Raw genomic sequence first — 20,948 nt, 5'->3', positions numbered from 1 at the left:
GCCCGCGAGGGCGGTCCCGGCTCAGCGCAGCGGCAGGTCGGGACCGCCGGGGTCCGCCGTCGGCCGGGGACCGTGGATGCGCCGCTCGGCGGCGGTGATGCGGACGTCGTCGATGCTGGCCTCGCGGCGCCGCATCAGGCCGTGCGCGTCGAACTCCCACAGCTCGTTGCCGTAGCTGCGCCACCACTGGCCGTCCGCGTCGTGCCACTCGTACTGGAAGCGGACGGCGATCCGGTCGTCCTCGAAGGCCCAGAGGTTCTTGCGCAGGGCGTACTCGTGCTCGCGCCGCCACTTGGCGGCGAGGAAGGCGGTGACCTCGGCGCGGCCGGTGAGGAAGGTGTCGCGGTTGCGCCAGACCGTGTCGGGCGTGTAGGCGAGGGCGACGCGTTCGGGGTCGCGGGTGTTCCAGGCGTCCTCGGCGGCCTGGACCTTGGCGAGGGCGGTGGCGCGGGTGAAGGGCGGGTAGGGCGGGCGGTCCTCGGACACGGTGGCCTCCGGAGGGCGGAAGGATCTGGGGAACGCTCGTTCTCCAGCGCGGCGGGGCCTACGCTAGGGAACGACCGTTCTCCACGTCAAGGGCCGACCCGCCGGAGCCGCCGATGCCCGCCCCGCTCACCGAGCAGCAGACCCGCCAGGACGGCGAGGCCCTGCTCGACGCCGCCGAGGCGCTGTTCTACGAGAAGGGGTTCCGCGCCGTCGGCATGGACGAGGTGCGGGCCGCCTCGGGCCTGCCGCTGAAGCGGATCTACCGCCTGCACCCGGCGAAGGACGACCTGGTGGTGGCCGTGCTGCGCCGCCGCGACCTGCGCTGGCGGGCCCGGCTGGTCGCCGCCGCCGAGCGGGCGGCGGAGCCCCGGGCGCGGCTGCTGGCCGCGTTCGACTGGCTGGGGGAGTGGTTCGCGGAGCCCGGCTACCGGGGCTGCGCCTGGATCAACGCCTTCGGCGAGCTGGGCCCGGCCTCCCCGGCGGTGCTCGCCGAGGTCCGGGCGCACAAGGACGCCTTCCACGCGCTGCTCGACGGGTGGGCCCGGGCGGCCGGCCTGGCCGACCCGGCGCCGGTGCGGCTGCTCGCCGAGGGCGCCATCGTGACCGCCGCGATCGGCGGCGACCCCGCCCCGGCCCGCCAGGCCCGGGCTGCGGTGGAGGTGCTGCTCGATGCCGCCCGCTGAGCCGCCCCCGGGCCCGGGGAAGCCGGCCCGCGACGGGACCCCCGCGATCGTCCGGGCCGCGGGGGAGCGGCCCCGGGCGTACGTCGCCGACCAGGCCGAGTACCCGTCTCCGCTCGGCGCGAAGCTGCACGGGGAGGCGGACGAGGCCCCGGCCGCCACCGGCCCGGAGGCGCTGGCGGAGCTGGCCTCGCCGCAGGCGGGGGTGCCGCGGGTGTTCGGCACGGTGCTGGCCGCGGTGACGACGTTCGCGCAGGGCGGCGACTGGGGGCGGATCAAGGCGTGCCGGAACCCGCCGTGCCACTTCGCCTTCCTCGACCGCACCCGCAACGGGGGCGGGCTGTACTGCAGTACGGGCTGCGGCTCGCAGGTGTCCATGCGCAAGCACCGCCAGCGCCGGCGCCAGGCCGGGGACGTGTCGCCCGGGGCGTGAGGCCCCCACTCCCGCGGCCGCCGTCGCACCGGTGGCCATCGGCGCTCGTCGGTGTCGCCGGTCCTCCGGCACCGTCGCGGTATTTGAATACCGGAATGCTGCTAGCGTGTCGCTGTCCACCGCCGGTATTGAAATACCGGCAGTCCTCACGACCGGGCGGCCGGGCGGCCGCCCGGGCAGGGAGTTGTGCCGTGATCGAGCTGAAGACCCCGCAGGCGATCGAGAAGATGGCCGTCACCGGCCGGTTCGTCGCCCAGACGCTGGCCGAGCTGTCGGCGCTCGCCGAGGTCGGGCGGGACGTGATGGACCTGGAGCTGCGGGCCCGCACGCTGGTGGCCGACCGGGGCGCCGAGTCCTGCTACTGGGACTACGCGCCGTCCTTCGGCCGCGGCCCGTTCCGGAACGTGATCTGCCTGTCGGTGAACGACGCGGTGCTGCACGGGCAGCCGCACCCCTACGTCCTGCGGGACGGTGACGTGCTGAGCCTGGACTTCGCGGTGTCGATCGACGGCTGGGTGGCCGACTCGGCGGTCACCGTCATCGTCGGCACCCCGGACGAGCAGGACGTCCGGCTCGCCGAGTCCACCCGGACCGCGCTGGACGCGGCGATCGCCGCCGCCGTCCCCGGCAACCGGATCGGCGACATCTCGGCCGCCATCGCCGGGGTCGGCCAGGGCGCGGGCTACCGGATCAACGGCGACTTCGGCGGGCACGGCCTGGGCCGCACCATGCACGAGGAGCCGCACGTCGCGAACCTCGGCCGCCCCGGGCGCGGCCTCGAACTGCGCCCCGGCCTGACCCTCGCGCTGGAGCCGTGGTGGTGCGCCGGCTCGGCGAAGCTGCGGGTCGACGCGGACGGCTGGACGCTGCGCTCGGCGGACGGCTCGCGCGGCGCCCACTCCGAGCACACGGTCGCGATCACCGAGGACGGGCCGCGGGTGCTCACCGCCCTCTCCTGAACGCGCGCCCCCGGAGGGCGAGTTCGGCCACGCGGGGTGACGGTGCGGTGGACGGTGGGTGGCCGCTGTGGCCCGTCCCATAGGCGGATCGCTGGACAGTCGGCGCGCCGTCAGCGGGAGGCCACGGAGGGTGCGCGGTTCCCCGGCCGGAGGGGGTCAAAACCGGTGAGGCCGGTCACACCGGTCGGCGGCCGGGCCCGGAAAATCGCGGCCCGACCGCCCGCCGGAAGCCGCTGTACCGGCGGTAACCAGGCGCTGACCTGCGTAAACCTTGGAATGCTTGGAGTTCCGTCGGATCGCCCGTAGCTTCGTAACCAGTGCAGGGCGCACTACCCGGGATCACCCGAAACCAACGCCCCGGTGCGGCAGACCAGCCGCCCGACGGGCAGGGTGACCGCGACGGAGAGCGGGTCGGACATCGACCGCCCCGTCCGATCCACAAGCGCGAGAGACCGAAGGCCCTTCCGGGCCCCTGGTTCCGCCTTGCCTGCCCGGGGCATCCGAAAGGAATCGCATGATCTTCCGTAACGAGACTGCCGCCACCAAGACCGCCACCACCGCCGACCAGGGCAACCGGAAGCGCAACCGCGTCCGTGGCGCCATCGTCGTGGGCGCCGCGGTGGCCGCTCTCCCGGTGGCCGGCCTCGTGACGGCGACCTCGGCCTCGGCCGCGGACGTGTCCACCTGGGACAAGGTCGCCCAGTGCGAGTCGACCGGCAACTGGTCGATCAACACCGGCAACGGCTTCTACGGTGGCCTGCAGTTCACCTCCTCCACCTGGGCCGCCTTCGGCGGCACCGCCTACGCCCCGCAGGCCAACCAGGCCACCAAGGCGCAGCAGATCGAGATCGCCGAGAAGGTCCTGGCTTCCCAGGGCCCGGGCGCCTGGCCGGTGTGCTCCGTGCAGGCGGGTCTGACCCAGGGCGGCGCGGCCGCCAAGGTCGACACCTCCAGCAGCTCCACCACCGCGAACAGCAGCACCGCGAGCAGCAACACCAGCACCAAGTCCACGAAGCCGGCCACCACCCAGACCGACTCCGCCTCCACCAACACCGGTGACTCCGCCTCCGCCGACCAGGGCCGCCAGTCCTGGAAGAAGAGCGCCACCACCCACACCGGTGGCGGCAGCTACACCGTCAAGGCCGGTGACACCCTGGGCGCCATCGCGGCCGCCAACGGCACCACCGTGGACGCGCTGTTCAGCGCCAACGCCCAGACCATCGGCGCCTCCGCCGATGTCATCTACCCGGGCCAGGTCCTCTCCGTCTGATCAGCCCGATCAGGCTCCGGTAGGACCGGACCGCACGCACGACGCCGACGGCCGCCCCTCATGTCGGGAGGGGCGGCCGTCGGCGTCCGCGCGCGCGGCGGGCGGACGGGCGGTCAGTCGAACCAGTCGGGGTCGGCGGCGTCGAGCAGTCCGCGCAGCGCCGCCCGGTCGCGGAACGCCTCCGCGAGCAGCGCGCCGAGCTCGCGCAGCGCCGCCGCGTCGTCCCCGTAGGCGACGAACATGCCGGCCTCCGGGTCGTACCCGAACCGGCCCTCCAGGTGCGGCGCCCGGGAGCGGACCGCGGAGCGCGCCACCGCCTCCCAGCCGTAGCCGCCGTTCTGCTGCCCCGCCGCCTCGAACACCTCGTCGACCTCGACCATCCGGTCGTCCGTCAGCATCAGTCCGTACGAACCGGGCCGGTGGTCGTACTCCAGGAACACCAGCGGGGCATGGGTCTCGCGATCAGCAGTCATGGCACGGACGCTAGCGCCGGCCACCGACAGCACCCCGCGCCGGTGGGCCCGGGGCCGGCAGGGGGCGCCGGGGTCCTTCCGGGCGCCCCCCCCGGGCCGGGGCGACCGGTCAGTACGGCAGGACCTCCTCGACCGCGCTGGTGCCCGAGCCGGGGCGGGACTCCCAGTTCCAGGTCTCGTCCAGCCGCAGCCGGCCGTCCGGGAGCCGGGTCAGGACGCTGACGCAGCGGCCGGAGTTGGTCTCGCCGGCCCGGTTCAGCTGGACGTAGCGGAACTCGACGGTGTCCCCGGTGCGGGTGCCGACCAGGTGGCCGTGCACCACCTCGCCGCCCCGGTAGTCGGCCCACACCAGGCCGTCGTCCTCGTGGTACGCGAACCGGGTGCCCGGGTCGACCTCGCCCTGCTCGGGGCGGGCGACCGGGGCGAACTCCAGTCCGTCCAACGAGGGCAGCGCGAACAGCATGACGGGCTCCTTGGGGCGCGAGGAGTGGGGGCGCGTCCAGTCGACCACGCCGGCCCGCCCGCCGACCGGGGCATCCGCATCATGGACAGTCAGGGATGATCGGTTCGTGTGACGGTCGTACCGAGACCGGCGGGCAAGTGCCGTGCGGGCGAAGGAGGGTGACCGGACCTCACGAGCCGGCGCGGCGGTCCCGGCCCGGCGGCGGGTCCTCGTCCGTCCGGTCGCCGTCCGTCCGGTCCTCGTCCGCTGGCGGGTCCTCGAAGCCGACGTCGACGCGCTGCTCGGGGCGGCGCTCCTCCTGGCGGGCGATGTCCGCCAGGACCCGCTCGTCCGGGCCGGTCAGCGGCGGCTGGAGCAGGGAGCGGGGCCACAGGCGGCGGGCGAGGACGGTGTTGGACTCGGCGGCGTACACGGTGACCTGGGCGGCCAGGTAGATCCAGGAGAGCAGGCCGATCACCGTCGCGAAGAAGCCGTAGACGGCGGTGGCGTGCCGTAGTTGGTGGGCCACCAGAGCGGCGCCGAAGGCCTGCAGGAGGGTGAACAGCGGTCCCGCGAGCAGGCTGCCGGGCAGCATGGCGCGGGCCGGCACCTCCTTCGGGGTGAGGATCCGCAGACAGGCCAGGAACAGCAGCGAGTTGAGGACGGCCGACAGCAGCAGCCCGCCGACCCGCGCCGCCGGACCGCCCAGCGCGGCGCCCACCAGCGCCGCCGAGGCCGTGCTCAGCAGCAGCCCGGTGCCCAGCACCCCGAACAGCGCCAGGCTCCGGCCCAGCCGGGGCCAGTAGCCCGGACGCCGCACCCCGGGGATGTTCCACACCTCCGCCATCGCGTGCTGCAGCACCTGCGCGATGCCGAGCGCCCCGTACAGCAGCCCCGCCACGCCGACCACCAGCGCCAGACCGCTGCCCTGCACCGAGTGCACGTTCCCGCGCAGCTGGTCGCCGATGATCGGGAACTCGGCGAGCGCCGAGTCGACCACCGCGCGCTGCGCGTCCGGGTGCCCGTGCAGGACGAAACCGAGCGCGGTGGAGAGCAGGAGCAGCAGCGGGATCAGCGACACGAAGCCGTAGTAGGTGATCAGCGCGGCCAGCAGCCCGCCCCGGTCGTCGCCGTACTTCTTCACCACCCCCACGACGAAGGCCGGCAGGCGGTGGCGCTGCTGGGCGCGGTCGGCGGCGCGCAGGACGCGTTCGACGGGGTTCATGGCGGGCGGCTCCTCCCTCGACGCTCCGGTGGCGACCGTGCGTATGCCCCGCAGGCGGGTGTGAACGCGGACCGCGCGGAAAGGCGGCGGGGGATCCGGAGTCGAGCGCACGAGGAGGCAGGGCGGGTGTGGTGGTGGAGCGCGGTGCGGCTGGTGGCGACCGGAGCGGCGGTGGGGCTGGTGCTGTACGGGGTCGACCGGCTGGTCGAGCCGGTCGCGCACCGGCTGCCCGCCCGCGCCGGGACGGTGCCGCAGGTGCTGCGCGGGTGCCGGAAGCCGATCCTCGCGGTGGCCGGCTGCGGACTGCTGCTGGCCGCCTGGCCGTGGGTCCGGGCACCGGAGGGGGTCGGGCACCTGCTGGTGCTGGCCACCATCGGGGCGTGCGGCTGGCTGGCGGCGCGGGCCGCCGGACTGGTGCTGGACGGGGCGGTGCGGCTCGCGGTGCGGCGCCGGGACCCGGCCTGGGCCGGTCGGGCCCGCACCCAGGCCGGGCTGCTGGGGCGGATCCTGCAGGCGGCGATCGCGGTGCTGGCGCTGGCCGCGATGCTGATGACCTTCCCTGCGGTGCGGGTGGTCGGCACCAGCCTGCTGGCCTCGGCCGGGCTGGTCGGCGTGGTCGCGGGCATCGCCGCGCAGAGCGCGCTGTCGAACCTGTTCGCGGGCATCCAGATGGCCTTCGGCGACCTGGCCCGGATCGGCGACGTGGTGGTGGTCGGCGGCGAGTGGGGCACCGTCGAGGAGATCACCCTGACCGCCGTGGTGATCGCCACCTGGGACCAGCGCCGGATCGTGATGCCGATGTCCTACTTCGCCGGCCGCCCGTTCGAGAACTGGTCGCGCCGCTCCGAGCGGATCACCGGCACCGCGCTGCTGCACCTCGACCACCGCACGCCCGTCGACCTGCTGCGCGCCGAGTTCGACGCCTACCTGGCCAAGAACCCGCACTGGGACGGCGAGGGCAGCGCCCTGCAGGTCGTCGACACCACCCCCACCACCCTGGTGGTCCGCGCCCTGGCCACCGCCGCCAACGGCGCCGACGCCTTCGAACTGCGCTGCGAGCTCCGCGAGCACCTGGTCGCGTTCCTGCGCGAGCACCACCCGTACGCCCTGCCCCGCCTCCCGGTCTCGGCCGCCCCGGAGGAACGCCCGGGGTACCCGGAACACCCGGAACACCCGGAACGCCCGGAACGCCCGGAGCGGGCGGGGGAGGCCGGGCGGACGCGGTGGCCGGAGCAGCGGCAGCGGACGGAGGCGGAGCGGCGCGCGGAGGGCGACGGGTAGCGGAACCCGGACGGCGACCGCCGCGCCGCCGCCTCAGAGGTAGTCCTCCAGCCGGGCGACGGCGAAGCCCTGGGCGGTGGCGGCGTCGACCACGCGGCGCAGCATGTCGGGCATGGTGCCCTTCCAGTCGGCGGCGGGGGCGCGGAAGTGGGTGAGGACGATGTCGCCGGGGTGGAACCTCTGGTCGGCGTAGCGCCACTCCAGGTGGTCCGGGAAGGCCTCCTCGTTCCACAGCGGGACGGCGGTGATCCCGCAGGAGGCGGCGGTGCGCAGGGCGGCCTCGGTGTACTCGCCGTACGGGGGGCGGAACAGCCGGGGGCGGGTGCCGGTCTCCTGCTGGAGGCGGTCCTGCTGGCCGCAGATCTCGCGCCGCAGGGCGTCCGGGTCCAGGCGGCGCAGGTCGGGGTGGGTGAGGGTGTGGTTGTCGATGCCGACGCCGTTCGCCTGCAGGGCGCGGAAGTAGCCGTAGTCGGAGCGGGCCAGGTAGTCGGAGAGGAACGCCGTCATCGGGACGCCCAGCTCGGCGGCCATCGCGGCGAACCGGGGGTCCTTCTCGGCGCCGTCGTCCACGGTCAGGAAGATCACCTTGTCGCCGGTCGGGACGCGGCGGACCACCGGCGGCAGCCCCGGCGCGCGCGTGACGCCGGGGCCGTCGGCCAGCTCGGGCTTGACGGCCGGCGGGGCGGGCGGACGCAGCGGCAGCGCGGCCAGGTCCCAGCGCTGCGCGGCGGCCAGCGCCTGCCGGGCGAGGGCCTCGCGCTCGGCGGCGGAAACCCTGCCGTTCAGCTCCTGCCCGGCGGCGGCCTGCGGGCGGGCGGCGGGCATCGCCGCGAGTGCGGCCTGCGCGGCCTGTGCGGCTTGTGCAGCGGCTTGGGCGGCGGGGGCGGCCTGGGCTTCGGCGGGGGCGGCCGCGGCGGGCGGGGCGGCCGGGACGGAGGCGCGGGCGGGGTCGTGGTCCCGGGAGCCGCCCAGTGTGGAGCAGCCGACGGCGAGGGTGGCGAGCGCGGTGAGGGCGGCCAGGCCCCGGCGGTGCCGGCGGTCGGGGCGGGGGTGGTGGGGGCCGGGGGGCGCGGGGAAAGGCGTCGACATACCGGCCGATGATCCCCTTGTCGTACTTGTCCTACCGACGCGCCGTCACGCGCCACCCGGACGGCCCGCACCCGTCGCCCGTTCGACCCACCCGTCCCCCGGTTGACGCGCCCCGACCGGCGGCGTACAGAGAAGAACATGCGCCCGGGACCCCCGGCGGACCCCGCCGGCCCGCCACCCCGAACCGGCCCGAACCCGCCCCGAGACGGCGCCGGCCCGGCCCGCGACACCGCTGCCCCGGCCCGCGACACCGCCGCCCCGGGCCGGGACGCCACCCCGCGCCGGGACGCCGCCGTCGAGCCGCTGCTCGCCGACGGCCTGCAGCGCGCCGTCCGGGCCACCGCCGCGTACGGGGGCGTGCTCTACCTGCACTCCGCCGACCGCCGCTCGCTGGTCGTCGCCGCCGTCGTCGGCATCCCGCTCAGCCTGCTCGAACCGTTCCGGCGGATCGCCGTCGCCGCGCCCCTGCCGGTCGCCGACTCCTACCGGGCCGGCCGGACCATCGTGCTCGCCGACGCCGACCGGACCATGCGCCGCTACCCCCGCCTCGCCGTCGGCCTCCCCTACGCGCACGCCTCCGCCACCACCCCCGTCACCGCCGGCGGCCGCACCTTCGGCGTGATCGCCGTCCTCTGGCCCGCCGACGGCAGCACCCCGCCCGCCACCACCCGCCGCCAGCTGCGCGCCGCCGGCAACCGGCTCGCCGCCGGCCTGCTCCCGTACGGCGACCGGGTCGACGGCGAGGGCCGGCCCGTCGTGGTGCCGCTGCCGCCGCCCGGGGGCGACGCCGTCCGCCTCGGCTTCCTCGACTGGGACGCCGCCACCGGCCGCGGCACCGCCGACGGACGGCTGCGCGGGATCCTCGGCGCGAGCGGGGACGGGGACGGGGACGGAGACGGTGGCGGGGACGGAGACGGCGGCGGGGACGGGGACGACGGCGGCCTGCTGGAGCGGCTCGTCCCCGAGGACGCCGCCGCGCTGCGCGACGCCCTCCGGCACGGCCCGCCCTTCACCCGGAGCGTCCGCCTGCGCGACCCCGACGGCGGCACCCGGCCGCTCGACCTGTACGGGCACCCCGGCACTGGACCCGGGCGGCCGGTCGTCGCCGTCCTCGACACCGCCGCCGCCACGGCCGCCACCGCCGCCGTGGAACGCCTGCGCGACGGTGTCTTCGCGCTCGACCCCGACGGCCGGATCGGCTACCTCAACCGCAGCGCCGAACTGCTGCTCCACGCCACCCGCGCCGACCTGCTCGGCCGCCGCCCCTGGGACGCGCTGCCCTGGCTCGGCGACCCCGCCTACGAGGACCGCTACCGCTCCGCGATGCTCTCCCAGCAGCCCACCGCGTTCCTCGCCCGCCGCCCGCCCGGCCACTGGCTGGCCGTCTCGCTCTACCCCGACGCGCACGGCCTCACCGGCCGGATCGTCCCCGCCGCCCCCGACGCCGGCACCACCCTGCCCGAAGCCCCGCCACCCACCCCTGCGGCCCTCGGCGGCGTCTACCACCTGCTGCAACTCGCCTCCGCGCTCACCGAGGCGGTGACCGTCCGCGAGGTCGCCGACGCCGTCACCGACCAGATCCTGCCCGGCTTCGGCGGCCAGGAACTCGCCCTCTACCTGGCCGCCGACGGGCGCATGCACCTGGTCACCGAGACCGGCTACCCCGAGGGCTTCCTCGCCCCCTTCGAAGGCACCCCGATCCGCGCCCGGCTGCCCGGCACCGAGGTCTTCACCACCGGTGCGCCGGTCTTCTTCGAGACCGCGCGCGAACTCTCCGCCGCCTACCCCGACATCCCGCGCGACGAGATGGGCGCCTGGGCGTTCCTTCCGCTGATCGCCTCCGGCCACCCCGTCGGCAGCCTCATCCTCGGCTTCGACCGCCCCCGGGCCTTCACCGCCGAGGACCGCTCCGTCCTCACCGCCCTCGGCGGCCTGATCGCCCAGGCCCTCGAACGCGCCCGCCTCTACGACGCCGAGTCCGCCGTCGCCCGCGGCCTGCAACAGGCCCTCCTCCCGCACCGGCTGCCCGCCGTCCCCGGCCTCGACGCCACCGCCCGCTACCTGCCCGGCACCCGCGGCATGGACATCGGCGGCGACTGGTACGACCTGCTGCCCACCCCCGACGGCGGCGTCGTCCTGATCATCGGCGACGTCGAGGGCCACAGCGTCAAGGCCGCCGCCCTCATGGGCCAACTACGCAGCGCGGTAAGGGCGTTCGCCAGCGGGGACGATCCCGTCGAGACCGTCGCCCGGCGCACCAACCGGCTCCTCGTCGACCTCGACGCCGGCCTGCTCGCCTCCTGCTGCCTGCTGCGCCTGCACCCCGCCACCCGCACCCTGCGCGCCGTCCGGGCCGGCCACCCCCCGCCACTGCTGCGCGAGGCCGACGGCCGCACCACCGTGCTCGACCTGGACACCGGCCCGCTGCTCGGCATCGACGCCGACCTCGACTTCCCCGCCACCGAGACCCGGCTGCCGCCGGGGGCCACCCTCGTCCTCTACACCGACGGCCTGGTCGAATCCGCCACCGCGACGATCACCGAGGGCATCGACCGCCTCCGCACCGCCCTCGCCCACGCCACCGCCCCCGACCTCGAACCCCTCGCCGACCTCCTCCTCGGCCAGGCCCGCCACGACGGCCACCGGGCGGACGACGTGGCGGTGCTGGTCGCGCGCCTGCGGCAGGAGTGAGTGGCCCGAGTGGGGGCGGGAACGCCGGAACGGCCCACCGGTGGGGCCGGTGGGCCGTTCGTGGGGCGGGCTCCTGGTCAGGGGGCCGCGCAGTAGGCGGTCATGGCGGGCTCCAGCATGTCGCGGAGCTCGAACTCGGTCGGGTCGCGGTGGGAGTCGGCGACCGCGGCCAGTTCGACACCCATCGCCGCCAGGGCCTCCGGGGTCTCGTCCTCGTCCGCCGTCACGCGCAGGAGCGCCTGCAGCGCCTCCTCCGGAGCGACGAGGGCCAGCCGGCGGGTGGCCCGGACGCGCGCGGCGAGGTCCGACGAGGTGTCGGCGATCTCCGCCGCGAGCTCGGTGTTCCGGTCCGACGTCATTCGACAGGCTCCTCCAGGACTCCGTTCAGCCTGGCCGTGACCTCTTCGGTCACCGGCTGCGGGAGCACCACCGTGTAGTGGCTCGGGCCCTTCCCGGTCTTCACGACGGCGAAACCCGCGTCCAGCAACTGCTGCACGGTGGTGGTCCGGTACTCACCCGTCGCCTTGACCCTGGAGCGGATGACGCTGGAGGTCGAGATCCCGTGCGGGAAGTTCGCCCCGTCCTCCGCCGCGGCGTCGACGGTCCCCGCCGCGGCGGCCGCGGACTTGCCCAGCTCCTCGGTCGTCTCCGGACCGGTCCCGAAGCGGTAGAGCGTCATGCTCCCCTCGGGGGTGTCGCCGTTCCCGCACCCTCCGTTGTGGACGAGCACCGGGATCCCGCCGGCCGTCACGTAGTACGTGTGCACGCCGTCCACCGTGAGGTTGTACGTCACCATCGACGCCGTGTACGAGCGCAGGCCCACGACCGTGACCGTCCGGCCGCCGGGGCTCTGCAGCGCGTGCCCGACCACCAGGTGGTCGGCCTCGCTCCAGCGGTTGGAGGTGACGTCCCAGTAGAGGTGGTGGGCGGTTCCGACGACGGTCTCGGTGGTCGTGCCGTCGGAGACGGTGACGTCGGTGTAGTCCCGGTCGGTCCGGGTCACGTGGACCTGCGTCACCTTGTGGCCCGGCCCTCGGCCGCCGTTCTCGCCCGGGGCGTCGTTCGCGACGGTGTCGCCGACCTCGATCCGGTCGATGTCCTCGGCGTGCCCGTCCGCCATGGGGACCTTTGTGCCGGCCGCGAAACTGTTGCAGCCGGTGAAGACCGTGAGCTCGTCGGCCCCGGTGACGACGCCGAACTTGAAGGGGGCCTTGGTCCACCCGGCACCGTCGAACGCGATCGTGCCACTGGCCTCGACCAAGGCTCCGCCGAAGTCGTCACCGCAGCCCGTGCCCGAGAACTCGCAGGCGGAGAACATCAGTCCGGTGTGTCCGCCGTCGGAGTTCTCGAAGTGCGCCTGCTTGACGGCGTCGATGACGCCCTGGCTGCAGAGCCCCTTGTTGTCCTTGCACATGTCGTACCAGAGGCTGTCCTCCTGCTCCGGCGTGGGCACCCAGTCGCTCTTCGTCCAGGCGTAGTGCTTCTTCACCTCCGCGGCCAGTGCCGAGGAGAGCTTGTCCAGCAGCTTGTCGTCGCCGTTGACGACGACCGTGGGGGTGATCGGCGTGAAGACGGGCACCGAGGCACCGCTGGTGCCGGTGGGCGTGGAGCCCGGGTGGCCGTCGCAGGGGACGTTCGCGCCGGAGGGGACGTGGTCGCAGGGGACCGAGGTGCGGGCGGGGGAGCCGCCGCCGCAGAGGTTGCCGTCGTCCTGGTAGCAGTTGCGGCTCAGGCCGCTGGGGTCACTGCTGCCGACGGGGTTGTTGCCCGCGTAGGAGTACCCGTTGAGCTGCTGGGTGTCCGTCGCGGCGAAGAGCGGGTCGACGCTGATGAAGGCGGCGGTGTTCGGGTCGTACTGGCGGGCTCCCAACGAGGTGAGGCCGGTGGTGGTGTCGGCGGGGGCGTTCAGGAAGCCCCGGTCGTCGAGCCAGGTGCTGGTGGTGCCGCGGGGGGCGCCGTAGGGGGTGAACTGGCGCCAGGTGGGGGTCTGGCCGGTGTGGTCGAGGGCGAGCCCCGCGGTGCCGTGGGGGTCGGGGAGCTCGAAGCCGTAGTTGGTGCCGGTGCCGGTGCGCACGGCGGTGCCGCCGCCCGGCAGGGACATGTACCGGACGCCGCTCGTGGTGTTGCCGGCGGTGTCGAGGGTGATCTGCTCGCCCGGCAGGTAGAGCGTGGTCCTGCCCGGGCCCGCCTTGAGGAGCAGGCCGCCGTCCGCGTCGTAGAGGTAGGAGACGCCGGCGGTGGGGGTGGTGATGGCCCGGAGCCGGCCCAGGGTGTCCCAGCTGAGGGACTGGCTGCCGTTCGCCGGGGTGGTGCGGGCGGTCATGTTGCCCGCCGCGTCGTAGGCGTAGGTGTCGCCCGCGGTCGGGGCGGTGCCGGTGTCACCGGTGAGGGTGTGGGGCTGGTGGGCTCCGTTGCCGTCGTAGGTGGAGGTGGTGGTGGTGTCGGCGCCGCCGGTGAGGTCGTGCCGGGTCTGGGTGGCGCGCTGGCCGCTGGGGGTGAAGGTCCAGCTGGTCCAGTAGGCGCTGGCCGTGCCGAGGGCGTCGCCGACCTGATCGTGGGCCGCGCCGGTCGGCGCGGTCCCGCAGGTGCCGGTGCCGGCCCAGACCGCTGTCCAGGCGCTGCTCAGCCGGTCCTGGGTGTCGTACCGGTAGCACTGGCTCTCGGACGGGGTGCCGGCCCCCAGCCGGGTGCTGTCCTGCTCGGTCAGGTTGCCGGCCGGGTCGTAGGCGTAGGCCTGCTCGTCGACCGGGGCGGGGGCCCCGGTGGTGGCGCGGGAGACCAGTTGGTCCTTGAGCGCACCGGTGTGGACGTCGTAGCTGTCCGAGACGTACGCGAGGCCGCTGTCGCCGCCCAGGGTCTCCTGGTTGACCCGGCCGTAGGCGTCGTAGGTGACGTCCTGGGCGTAGCCGTAGCCGACGGAGCCGAGGCCGGCGGGCAGGTCGAGGGCGGTGCTGTAGGTGTGGTGGACGGTCTCGGCGGGCAGCCCGCCGCCCAGGGGGTAGGTGTCGCTGGAGAGCAGGCCGGTGGTGCTGGTGTAGGAGTGCTTGAAGGTGTAGCTGCGGCCGAGGACGCTGCCCTGGGCCGTCGAGGGGATGGTGACGGTGTCGCCCAGGGACTCGCCGAAGACGTTGAAGCCGAGCGACTGCGTGACGTACGCGTTGCCGTTGTCGTACGCCGTGGCGGTGGTGGCGTGGCCCACGGGGTGGGGGTCACCGGTGCCGGGGACGGCGTTGTCGTCGTTGTCGTAGACCCAGGACGCGGTCTCGTTCGCGGTGGTCTGGGCCGTGACGGCGGCGGCGTACTGCGCCGTGGCGCGGTTCAGGGCGTCGTAGGCGTAGGAGACGGTGGCGCCGCGGGCGTCGGTGGTCTGGGCGACGTTGCCGGCCGCGTCGTAGAGCACGGTGCTGGTGCCGGCGTCCGGGTCGTGCTTCGCGGTGACCTGGCCGAGCAGGTTGTAGGTGGTGGTCCAGGTGGAACCGGCGTTGCTGGTGCTGTTCTGCCGGCCGTGGCCGTCGTAGCCGTAGGCGGTGGTGCTCGCGGCGGTGCCCCCGGTCGTGTACCAGATCCCGGTGAAGGGGTCGGCCGGGGTGGTCAGGGTCGGCGCGGTGGCGTACTCGGTCAGGCCGGTGGTGCGGCCGAGCGGGTCGGTGGTGGTGCTCCGGACCACCCCGCCGGTCGGCGGGAGGACGGTGGTGGTGTCGCCGGTGCGGACCGTGGTGGTGGTCTGCTTGACGGCCGAGTACTGCAGGGAGTCGTCGACCACGGTGCGGCCGAGGCCGTCGTGGGTGTAGACGTCCTGGCTGGGGATCTGGGAGTCCTGGAACGAGGCGACGGTGAGCGAGGGCGCGTTGTCCTTGTCCCAGTACGCGTCGTTCCGCTTGCGGACCCAGCCGTGCGAGTCGAAGAACGACTCGGTGATCATCCGCCCGCCCTGCGGCGTCGGCGCCTGGGTCTGGCGCACCCGGCCGAGGGAGTCGTAGACCGTGTACGAGGTCACGTAGCCCAGGGAGTCGTTGAGCTTCTGGGTGGAGGTGCCCGACGGGCCCGAGCCGGAGACGGTGTAGGTGTAGACGTCGTTGGCCGGCGCCGAGGTGGTCCGCGAGTCGAGCCAGATGCCGGTGACCCGGCCGATGGCGTCGTACCGCGCGGTGGTCACCACGCCGTTGGCGTCGGTGCTGTTCAGGGTCAGGCCGCGGCCGGTGGCGTAGGTCAGCCGGCTGGACTGGGACTTGGCGTTGGTGACGGTGGCGCCCGTGGTCAGGCCGACCGCGTCGACGGTGTAGGCCGTCGACGTCAGGTTGCCGTTGCCGTCGTAGCTCTTCGCGGGGCGCCCGTACGCGTCGTAGGTGCCGCGCTTGACGGTCTGCCAGGTGAAGGCGCCCCCGGTGTGGTCACTGGCCTTGCGGACCATGGTCACGTCGCCGCGGGTGGGCGCGGCGGACTGCGGGAAGCCGGTGGCGAAGGCCGGGTCGTCGTAGAACGTGCGGGTCGCGGTCTCCACCTGCGCCGGCCGGTTCACCGCGGCCGGCGCGCCGAGGGTGTTGAACCCGGACGGGACGGACGCGACGGAACCCTCGGTGAAACCGGAGCAGGCCACCGAGTCGGTCTCGGCGGAGGCGAGCAGGCCGACCAGGTTGAGCGCGGTGTTGGCCGGCGCGTACGTGGAGGTGGCGCACTGGTCGTAAGCGGTGTCGACCGGCACGGTGTGGGTGTAACTGGCTTTCAGCAGGCCGAAGTTCACGTCGGCACGGTCGGTGTTGTAACTGCTGTCGCTCTCGGTCCGGCGCCAGCGGGTGGTGCCGCCGTCGGTGAGGGCCTGGGCGGTGAAGCTCTCCGCGATCCGGGTGGTGGTGGCGGTCAGGTCCGGTAGGCCGCCGCGGGTGCGCGTGGCGGCGGGGGCGGAGACCCAGTAGGAGGTGACGGTGGTGTGGTCGACCGCGCCACCGTCACCGAGGTAGGCGGTGGACTCGAGGACGTCGCCGTTCAGTTGCGCGCTGTCCGGGTGGACGCCGCCCTGGGAGTCGGTGACGTTCACCGACCGCTTCGTGGAGGGCGTGAGGTAGTCGCCGTCCATGCCGCGGTAGTAGCCGGTGGTGCTCCTGGTCCGGGGGTCGTTGACGCCGTTGCCGGACGTGGTGGTCACCTGCGCGTAGCCGCGGAACTGGCCCCAGGTCCGGTACTTGGCCTTGACGACCTCGTTGTCGTCGTAGTGCCAGGCCGCGCCGCCGCCGTAGGCGTAGTCGGTCTCCTTCGCCGGGGCGCCGCCGGTCCGGTCGCTCTCCAGGACCTGGGTCACGGCGTACTTCTCGAACCAGTCCCGGACCGGGGCGCTGTAGAACTTCGGGGTCCAGTACACCGGGAAGCAGGAGCCGGTGTTGGTGGCCGGGTCCCGGTTCGCGACCGAGGCCGGGGTGCAGGGGGCGGGCAGGCCGTAGGTGACGCCGATGACCTCGCCGAGCTCGGTGGTGACCGAGGAGAGGCGGTAGCGGTACAGGCCGGGGTAGTTGGCGGTGTCGACCCGGTTCTGCAGGGACTGGCCGGTGAAGGTCACCGCGGGCATGGTGACCGGGCCGCCGGGGCCGCCGCCGCCCGCGTCGCTGCCGGTGCGGGTGACCGAGGAGAGCCACAGGGTCGGCGAGGTGCCGTCACCGGTGGCGGGCTCGCTCTGGACCAGGTCGTAGGTGTCGACCGGCAGGTAGGAGGACGTGCCCGCCGAGTACTGCTGGGTGGTGATGGCGGAGAGGCGGACCGTCGAGAAGAACCCCGGCCCGTAGGAGGTGCAGGTGGCCCCGGCCGCGCAGACCAGGTCGAACGGGACGTCCGGGTACTCGGCGGCCGCCGTCGCGGCGGACAGCGGGTGGCAGGTCGCCGCGACGCAGCGGGGCGCGGCGGTGAAGACGATCCGGTCGGGGACGGTGCCGTAGGCGCCGCCGTCGAGGAAGCCGTAGTCGATCCGGGCCAGGTGGGAGTCGCGGACGTACGGGGCGTTGGTGGCCCCCAGGTCCTGGCCGTAGTGGTTGGTGTCCTGGTCGTAGTAGTACGCCATGGCCTGGCCGCGGACGTCCTTCACGTAGTCCAGGTGCCACTTGTAGGCCGTGGTGCACACGGAGGACGTGAACCCGGCCGCCTTGTAGCAGGGGTCGCCCGGGTGCGCCGAGTACACGGGGACGCTGTCCACCGAGTTGGTCGCGCCCTTGCCCGCCGACCAGCCCGGCAGCTGGTTGCGCCCGAACTGGTACACCGTGCCGGTGCGGTCGGTGACGGTCCAGTAGTCAGTGTTGTAGGTGCCGGAGCCGTTGCCGGAACCGGTCACGTGGGTGACCTTCTCGCCGTTGTCGTCGCTCGGGGTGTAGGTGCCCTTGGCGGCGTCGTAGACGAGCGGGGTGGAGGAGCCGTTCAGCGACAGGGTGAGGACCTGCCCCGCGTAGCACTCGTCGTTCGTCGAGACGGGGGAGGCGGTGCCCTCCGGATCGTCGGCGCACGGCGTGAAGGTCTGCTCGACGAAGGAGTCCGGCGTCCCCCAGCCGTCGCCGACCCAGGACGACTGGGCCTGGGACGAGGCGGTCTGCCCGTCGACCGCGCCCGAGTCGTAGCCCAGGGAGACCTTCGGGACCAGCGTGGTGGAGGAGTTCGGTGCGGCCACGGGGTAGCCGTAGGTGAAGGAACCGCTGGAACCGCCGCCGGCCCAGGTGCCGTTGGGGCTCAGCGAGTCCACTCCGTAGCTGCCGGCCGCGCTGCCCTCCTGCCCGGTCGAGTCGGTGGCGGCGATCACGGACGCGGCCTGGGCCGTCGAGGCCCGGACGGCCGTCGTGGGGACGCCGGACCAGGTCGCCGGAACCACCTGCGCGTCGCGCGTCGCGGCCGCCCGCACCGTCCCGGAGTCCGGGACGTCGGGGCCGGCGGGAAGCACCGCCGAGACCGACCTGCCGACCGGGTCGGCCTCGGTGGCCAGGGGGGTCTGCACGCGGCAGGCCGCGACGTCGGGCGTGGTCAGGGCACAGGCGGGCAGCGAGACCAGGCGCAGGCGGGAGGCGTAGTTGCCGCCGTAGACCTGGGCGAAGGCGGAGTAGTCCAGGCCCACCCGGGTCCCCCGGGCGGCGCCGTCGACGCTGAGCACCACGCCGGAGACGCCCAGGGCCGCGGACCCGTCCTGGCCGAGGACCCGGACGTGCACGTCCGCCGCCGCCCGGGCGGCCCCGTCGGCGGCCTTCCCCGCCTGGACCCACACGGGCGTGCCGGGGACGGCGGTCCGCGGCCCCTCGGAGCGCGCGTCCGCGGCGGCCGGGACGCCGGCGCGTCCCTCCGCCTCGTGCGGCCAGGTCACCGCCGTGGGTGCGAAGGGACGCCGCGTCTCGTCCTTCGTCCCGATCTGCCGCGGCTTGAGCGTCGTCCCGTTCCGGACGGACACCGCCTGCGGCGCCGCGGGCGCCTTGGGGCCGCCCGGGGCGGCGACCGCCTGGACGGGCGCGGCTATCAGGGACGAGACGAGGGCCGCGGCGAAGAGGGCCGGCAGCCGGCGCCCCGGAGGATTCGGTCCGCTCGGCGGTGGTGCGCCGTCAGGTCCCTGGGGCCTGAGGCGGTTGATGAGGGGGAGCATCCGGTGAGTCACACCTCTGTCGTCGATGCACTGCGCTCTGGCAGTCCGTCACCAGCGGTCCCGCTGGTTCGCCGCCGACTATCGCAGCGGCCGCAGAGGGGAGTCATCGTGCGAACGGTCTTCCCAGGATGGATTTTTGGAAAGGTTTGCCATGATCCGCAATGTCATAAGCGACAAAGGAACGACAAAGGTGACAAGCCGTCTGAAGACCAGTTGGGAGGGGTCCCGGCGATGGTTCGCCGACGGAAGGTGCCCGTGCGGACGGCTCGTCGAAGAGTCATCGAATGGTCATCGAATACCGGAGAATCCGCTGGGGGCGGGGGTTTCACCGGGTGGCCACTCCCACCGCTCCCACGCGGCAGCGGAAGTGATGGAGCGTCACGTTCCTTCCGGGGGGACCAGGCCGCTCTCGTGGGCGAGGACGACGGCCTGGACCCGGTCGCGCAGTCCGAGCTTCGGCAGGATGCGGCCCAGGTGGGACTTCACGGTCGCCTCGGCGAGGTGGAGGGCGGCGGCGATCTCGGCGTTGGAGCGGCCGCGGCCGACCTGGACGAGGACCTCGCGCTCGCGGGGGCTGAGGCGGGCCAGCAGGGTCCGGCGGGCGCGCTGGTCGGGGGTGGCGGGGGCCGGGAGGCGCGGGCGGAAGTCCTCCAGCAGGCGGCGGGTGATCCGGGGGGAGAGGACGGCGTCGCCCGCGGCGACGTCGCGGATCGCGGCGAGCAGCTGCTCGGGCCGGGTGTTCTTCAGCAGGAAGCCGGAGGCCCCGGCGGCCAGGCCGGCGAACGCGTACTCGTCCAGGTCGAAGGTGGTCAGGATGAGCACCTTGGTGCCGGGGACCTCCCGGACGATCCGCCGGGTCGCCTCGATCCCGTCCGTCCCGGGCATCCGGACGTCCATCAGGACCACGTCGGGACGCAGCTCCCGGGCCAGCCGGACCGCCTCGGCGCCGTCCGCGGCCCCGCCGACCGGCACGATGTCGGGCTGGGCGCCCAGGATGGTGTCGAAGGCCAGCCGCAGCAGCGCCTCGTCGTCGGCGACCAGGACCCGGACGGCCGTCATCCGGACACCGCCGCCGCGCCGTCCAGCCGGAGCCGGGCGTGCACGCCCCAGCCGCCGCCCGGGAGCGGCCCGGCCCGCAGCGTGCCGCCGTAGGCGGCGGCGCGTTCGCGCATGCCGGGCAGGCCGTGGCCGGCCCCGCCCGTGGCTCCGGCGCGGGTGCGGGCCCCGGCCGCGGCAGGGTTGTCGTCGGTCACGTCGACCGTGACGGCCCGGGCCGAGCAGACGATCCGGACCTCGGCCCGGGTGCCCGCCGGGGCGTGCTTGAAGGTGTTGGTCAGGGCCTCCTGCACCAGCCGGTAGACGGTCAACTGGGCGGTCGCGGGCAGCCGGCCGGGCTCCCCCCGGACGTCCACCCGGGTCGGCAGCCCGGCGGCCCGCATCCGCTCGGCCAGGTCCGCGAGTTCCGCGACGCCGGGCAGCGGCCGGAACTCCTCGTCCGGGTCCGGGGCGTCGGCGCGCAGCAGGCCGAGCGAGCGCCGCATGTCGGCCAGCGCCTGCCGCCCGGTCTCGGAGACGCCGAGCATCGCGGTGGCGGCCCGGTCCGGCGCGTGCTCCCGGGCGTGCACGGCGGCGTCGGCCAGCGCGACCATCACCGACAGGTTGTGGGTGACGATGTCGTGCACCTCCCGGGCGATCCGGGCCCGCTCCTCGGCGACGGCCAGCCGGGCCCGCTGCTCCTGGCGCTGCTCCAGGTGCGCGGCCCGCTCCGCCAGCACCGCCAGGTGGGCGCGGCCGGTGCGGGCGCCGGTGCCCAGCGCGGCGGCCGTCACCAGCGCCGCGGTCAGCGCGACGAACGTCGCCGGGAACGCGCCCGGGCCCGCCCAGCGCAGGCAGGCCAGCAGCGCTCCCGCCACCGCGACGGCCCCGGCCAGCAGCGTCGTCCGCCGCCCGGTCCGCGCCGCCACCGCGTACAGCGCCACCAACAGGGCCGCGTCCGCCGGGAGTTGGACGCCCGCCAGCCACTGCACCAGTGCCGCCCCCGCCACCGCCCCGAACACCGCCCTCGGCGCCCGCCGCCGCCACGCCAGCGGTAGCACCAGCGCGACGGTGAGCGCCGCCGCGAGCGGCAGCCCCGCCGCCGGGCGGGTGGCCGCCGCGTGCAGCAGCAGCGGCGGCAGGAACAGCGGCGGCAGCCACTCCCGCACGGCGGGCGGCAGACGGCGCGGGACGGCACCCGGGAACGGGGCGGGGCCCGCTCCGGCGGCGGCTTCGGTCATCGCGCGGTCCTGTTCCGGTGGGTCGGTCGGTGCGGTCGGTCGGCGG

Annotated in this window: 15 protein-coding genes; 6 read left to right on the top strand and 9 right to left on the bottom strand. The window is 74.8% G+C overall.

The window, feature by feature from the left end; genetic code table 11:
• Nucleotides 1-21 precede the first annotated feature (21 nt).
• A complete protein-coding gene (locus ACZ3J7_RS15280) occupies nucleotides 22-486 on the bottom strand; it encodes a nuclear transport factor 2 family protein (RefSeq protein ID WP_465620766.1) in 465 nt (154 codons plus the stop codon).
• Nucleotides 487-599: 113 nt separating this feature from the next.
• Here ACZ3J7_RS15280 and ACZ3J7_RS15275 point away from each other — a divergent pair, with 113 nt between their 5' ends.
• The 4 genes from ACZ3J7_RS15275 to ACZ3J7_RS15260 all read left to right on the top strand — a co-directional run bounded on the left by ACZ3J7_RS15275 (nucleotide 600) and on the right by ACZ3J7_RS15260 (nucleotide 3,828).
• Nucleotides 600-1,169, top strand: coding sequence for a TetR/AcrR family transcriptional regulator (locus ACZ3J7_RS15275; protein ID WP_465620764.1), 570 nt, complete (start codon nucleotides 600-602; stop codon nucleotides 1,167-1,169).
• Nucleotides 1,156-1,599, top strand: coding sequence for a CGNR zinc finger domain-containing protein (locus tag ACZ3J7_RS15270; protein WP_465620762.1), 444 nt, complete (start codon nucleotides 1,156-1,158; stop codon nucleotides 1,597-1,599). The genes ACZ3J7_RS15275 and ACZ3J7_RS15270 overlap by 14 nt, the downstream gene beginning before the upstream one ends.
• A 191-nt stretch (nucleotides 1,600-1,790) precedes the next feature.
• Nucleotides 1,791-2,558, top strand: a complete 768-nt coding sequence (gene map, locus ACZ3J7_RS15265; protein WP_465620760.1) for a type I methionyl aminopeptidase — start codon at nucleotides 1,791-1,793, stop codon at nucleotides 2,556-2,558.
• Nucleotides 2,559-3,072: 514 nt separating this feature from the next.
• The gene (locus ACZ3J7_RS15260; RefSeq protein ID WP_465620758.1) at nucleotides 3,073-3,828 is read left to right on the top strand and encodes a transglycosylase family protein; all 756 of its coding nucleotides are present in this window, start codon (nucleotides 3,073-3,075) and stop codon (nucleotides 3,826-3,828) included.
• Nucleotides 3,829-3,941: 113 nt separating this feature from the next.
• On the opposite strand, the gene ACZ3J7_RS15255 is transcribed toward ACZ3J7_RS15260, so the two are convergent.
• From ACZ3J7_RS15255 to ACZ3J7_RS15245, 3 genes are all read right to left on the bottom strand, one after another.
• Nucleotides 3,942-4,301, bottom strand: a complete 360-nt coding sequence (locus ACZ3J7_RS15255) for an immunity 51 family protein (protein WP_465620756.1) — start codon at nucleotides 4,299-4,301, stop codon at nucleotides 3,942-3,944.
• Between the two features lie 109 nt (nucleotides 4,302-4,410).
• The gene (locus ACZ3J7_RS15250) at nucleotides 4,411-4,764 is read right to left on the bottom strand and encodes an avidin-fold protein (protein WP_465620754.1); all 354 of its coding nucleotides are present in this window, start codon (nucleotides 4,762-4,764) and stop codon (nucleotides 4,411-4,413) included.
• Nucleotides 4,765-4,933: 169 nt separating this feature from the next.
• Nucleotides 4,934-5,968 carry a YihY/virulence factor BrkB family protein gene (locus tag ACZ3J7_RS15245; protein WP_465620752.1) on the bottom strand — a complete coding sequence of 345 codons (1,035 nt, stop codon included), beginning with the start codon at nucleotides 5,966-5,968 and terminating at the stop codon, nucleotides 4,934-4,936.
• 126 nt (nucleotides 5,969-6,094) lie between these two features.
• Between ACZ3J7_RS15245 and ACZ3J7_RS15240 the strand changes: the two genes are divergently transcribed.
• Nucleotides 6,095-7,249 carry a mechanosensitive ion channel family protein gene (locus ACZ3J7_RS15240; protein WP_465620750.1) on the top strand — a complete coding sequence of 385 codons (1,155 nt, stop codon included), beginning with the start codon at nucleotides 6,095-6,097 and terminating at the stop codon, nucleotides 7,247-7,249.
• Nucleotides 7,250-7,282: 33 nt separating this feature from the next.
• Here the strand turns inward: ACZ3J7_RS15240 and ACZ3J7_RS15235 are convergent, their stop codons facing one another.
• Nucleotides 7,283-8,338: a polysaccharide deacetylase family protein gene (locus tag ACZ3J7_RS15235; RefSeq protein ID WP_465620741.1), complete on the bottom strand. Its 1,056-nt coding sequence runs from the start codon at nucleotides 8,336-8,338 to the stop codon at nucleotides 7,283-7,285.
• Between the two features lie 138 nt (nucleotides 8,339-8,476).
• Here ACZ3J7_RS15235 and ACZ3J7_RS15230 point away from each other — a divergent pair, with 138 nt between their 5' ends.
• Nucleotides 8,477-11,029, top strand: a complete 2,553-nt coding sequence (locus ACZ3J7_RS15230; RefSeq protein ID WP_465620737.1) for a GAF domain-containing SpoIIE family protein phosphatase — start codon at nucleotides 8,477-8,479, stop codon at nucleotides 11,027-11,029.
• Between the two features lie 77 nt (nucleotides 11,030-11,106).
• Here the strand turns inward: ACZ3J7_RS15230 and ACZ3J7_RS15225 are convergent, their stop codons facing one another.
• The 4 genes from ACZ3J7_RS15225 to ACZ3J7_RS15210 all read right to left on the bottom strand — a co-directional run bounded on the left by ACZ3J7_RS15225 (nucleotide 11,107) and on the right by ACZ3J7_RS15210 (nucleotide 20,902).
• Nucleotides 11,107-11,388 (bottom strand): hypothetical protein, encoded by a 282-nt coding sequence (locus tag ACZ3J7_RS15225; RefSeq protein ID WP_465620735.1) that lies wholly within the window; start codon nucleotides 11,386-11,388, stop codon nucleotides 11,107-11,109.
• A complete protein-coding gene (locus ACZ3J7_RS15220; RefSeq protein WP_465620733.1) occupies nucleotides 11,385-18,353 on the bottom strand; it encodes an RHS repeat-associated core domain-containing protein in 6,969 nt (2,322 codons plus the stop codon). The genes ACZ3J7_RS15225 and ACZ3J7_RS15220 overlap by 4 nt, the downstream gene beginning before the upstream one ends.
• A 651-nt stretch (nucleotides 18,354-19,004) precedes the next feature.
• A complete protein-coding gene (locus ACZ3J7_RS15215) occupies nucleotides 19,005-19,685 on the bottom strand; it encodes a response regulator (protein ID WP_465620731.1) in 681 nt (226 codons plus the stop codon).
• Nucleotides 19,682-20,902 (bottom strand): sensor histidine kinase, encoded by a 1,221-nt coding sequence (locus tag ACZ3J7_RS15210; RefSeq protein WP_465620729.1) that lies wholly within the window; start codon nucleotides 20,900-20,902, stop codon nucleotides 19,682-19,684. Before ACZ3J7_RS15210 ends, ACZ3J7_RS15215 begins: the two co-directional genes overlap by 4 nt.
• Nucleotides 20,903-20,948: the final 46 nt, after the last annotated feature.

It is taken from the genome of Kitasatospora sp. NPDC015121 (genome assembly GCF_055562955.1).
Note: the sequence above shows the minus strand (reverse complement) of the source record. Positions and strands in the feature narration are given on the sequence as shown.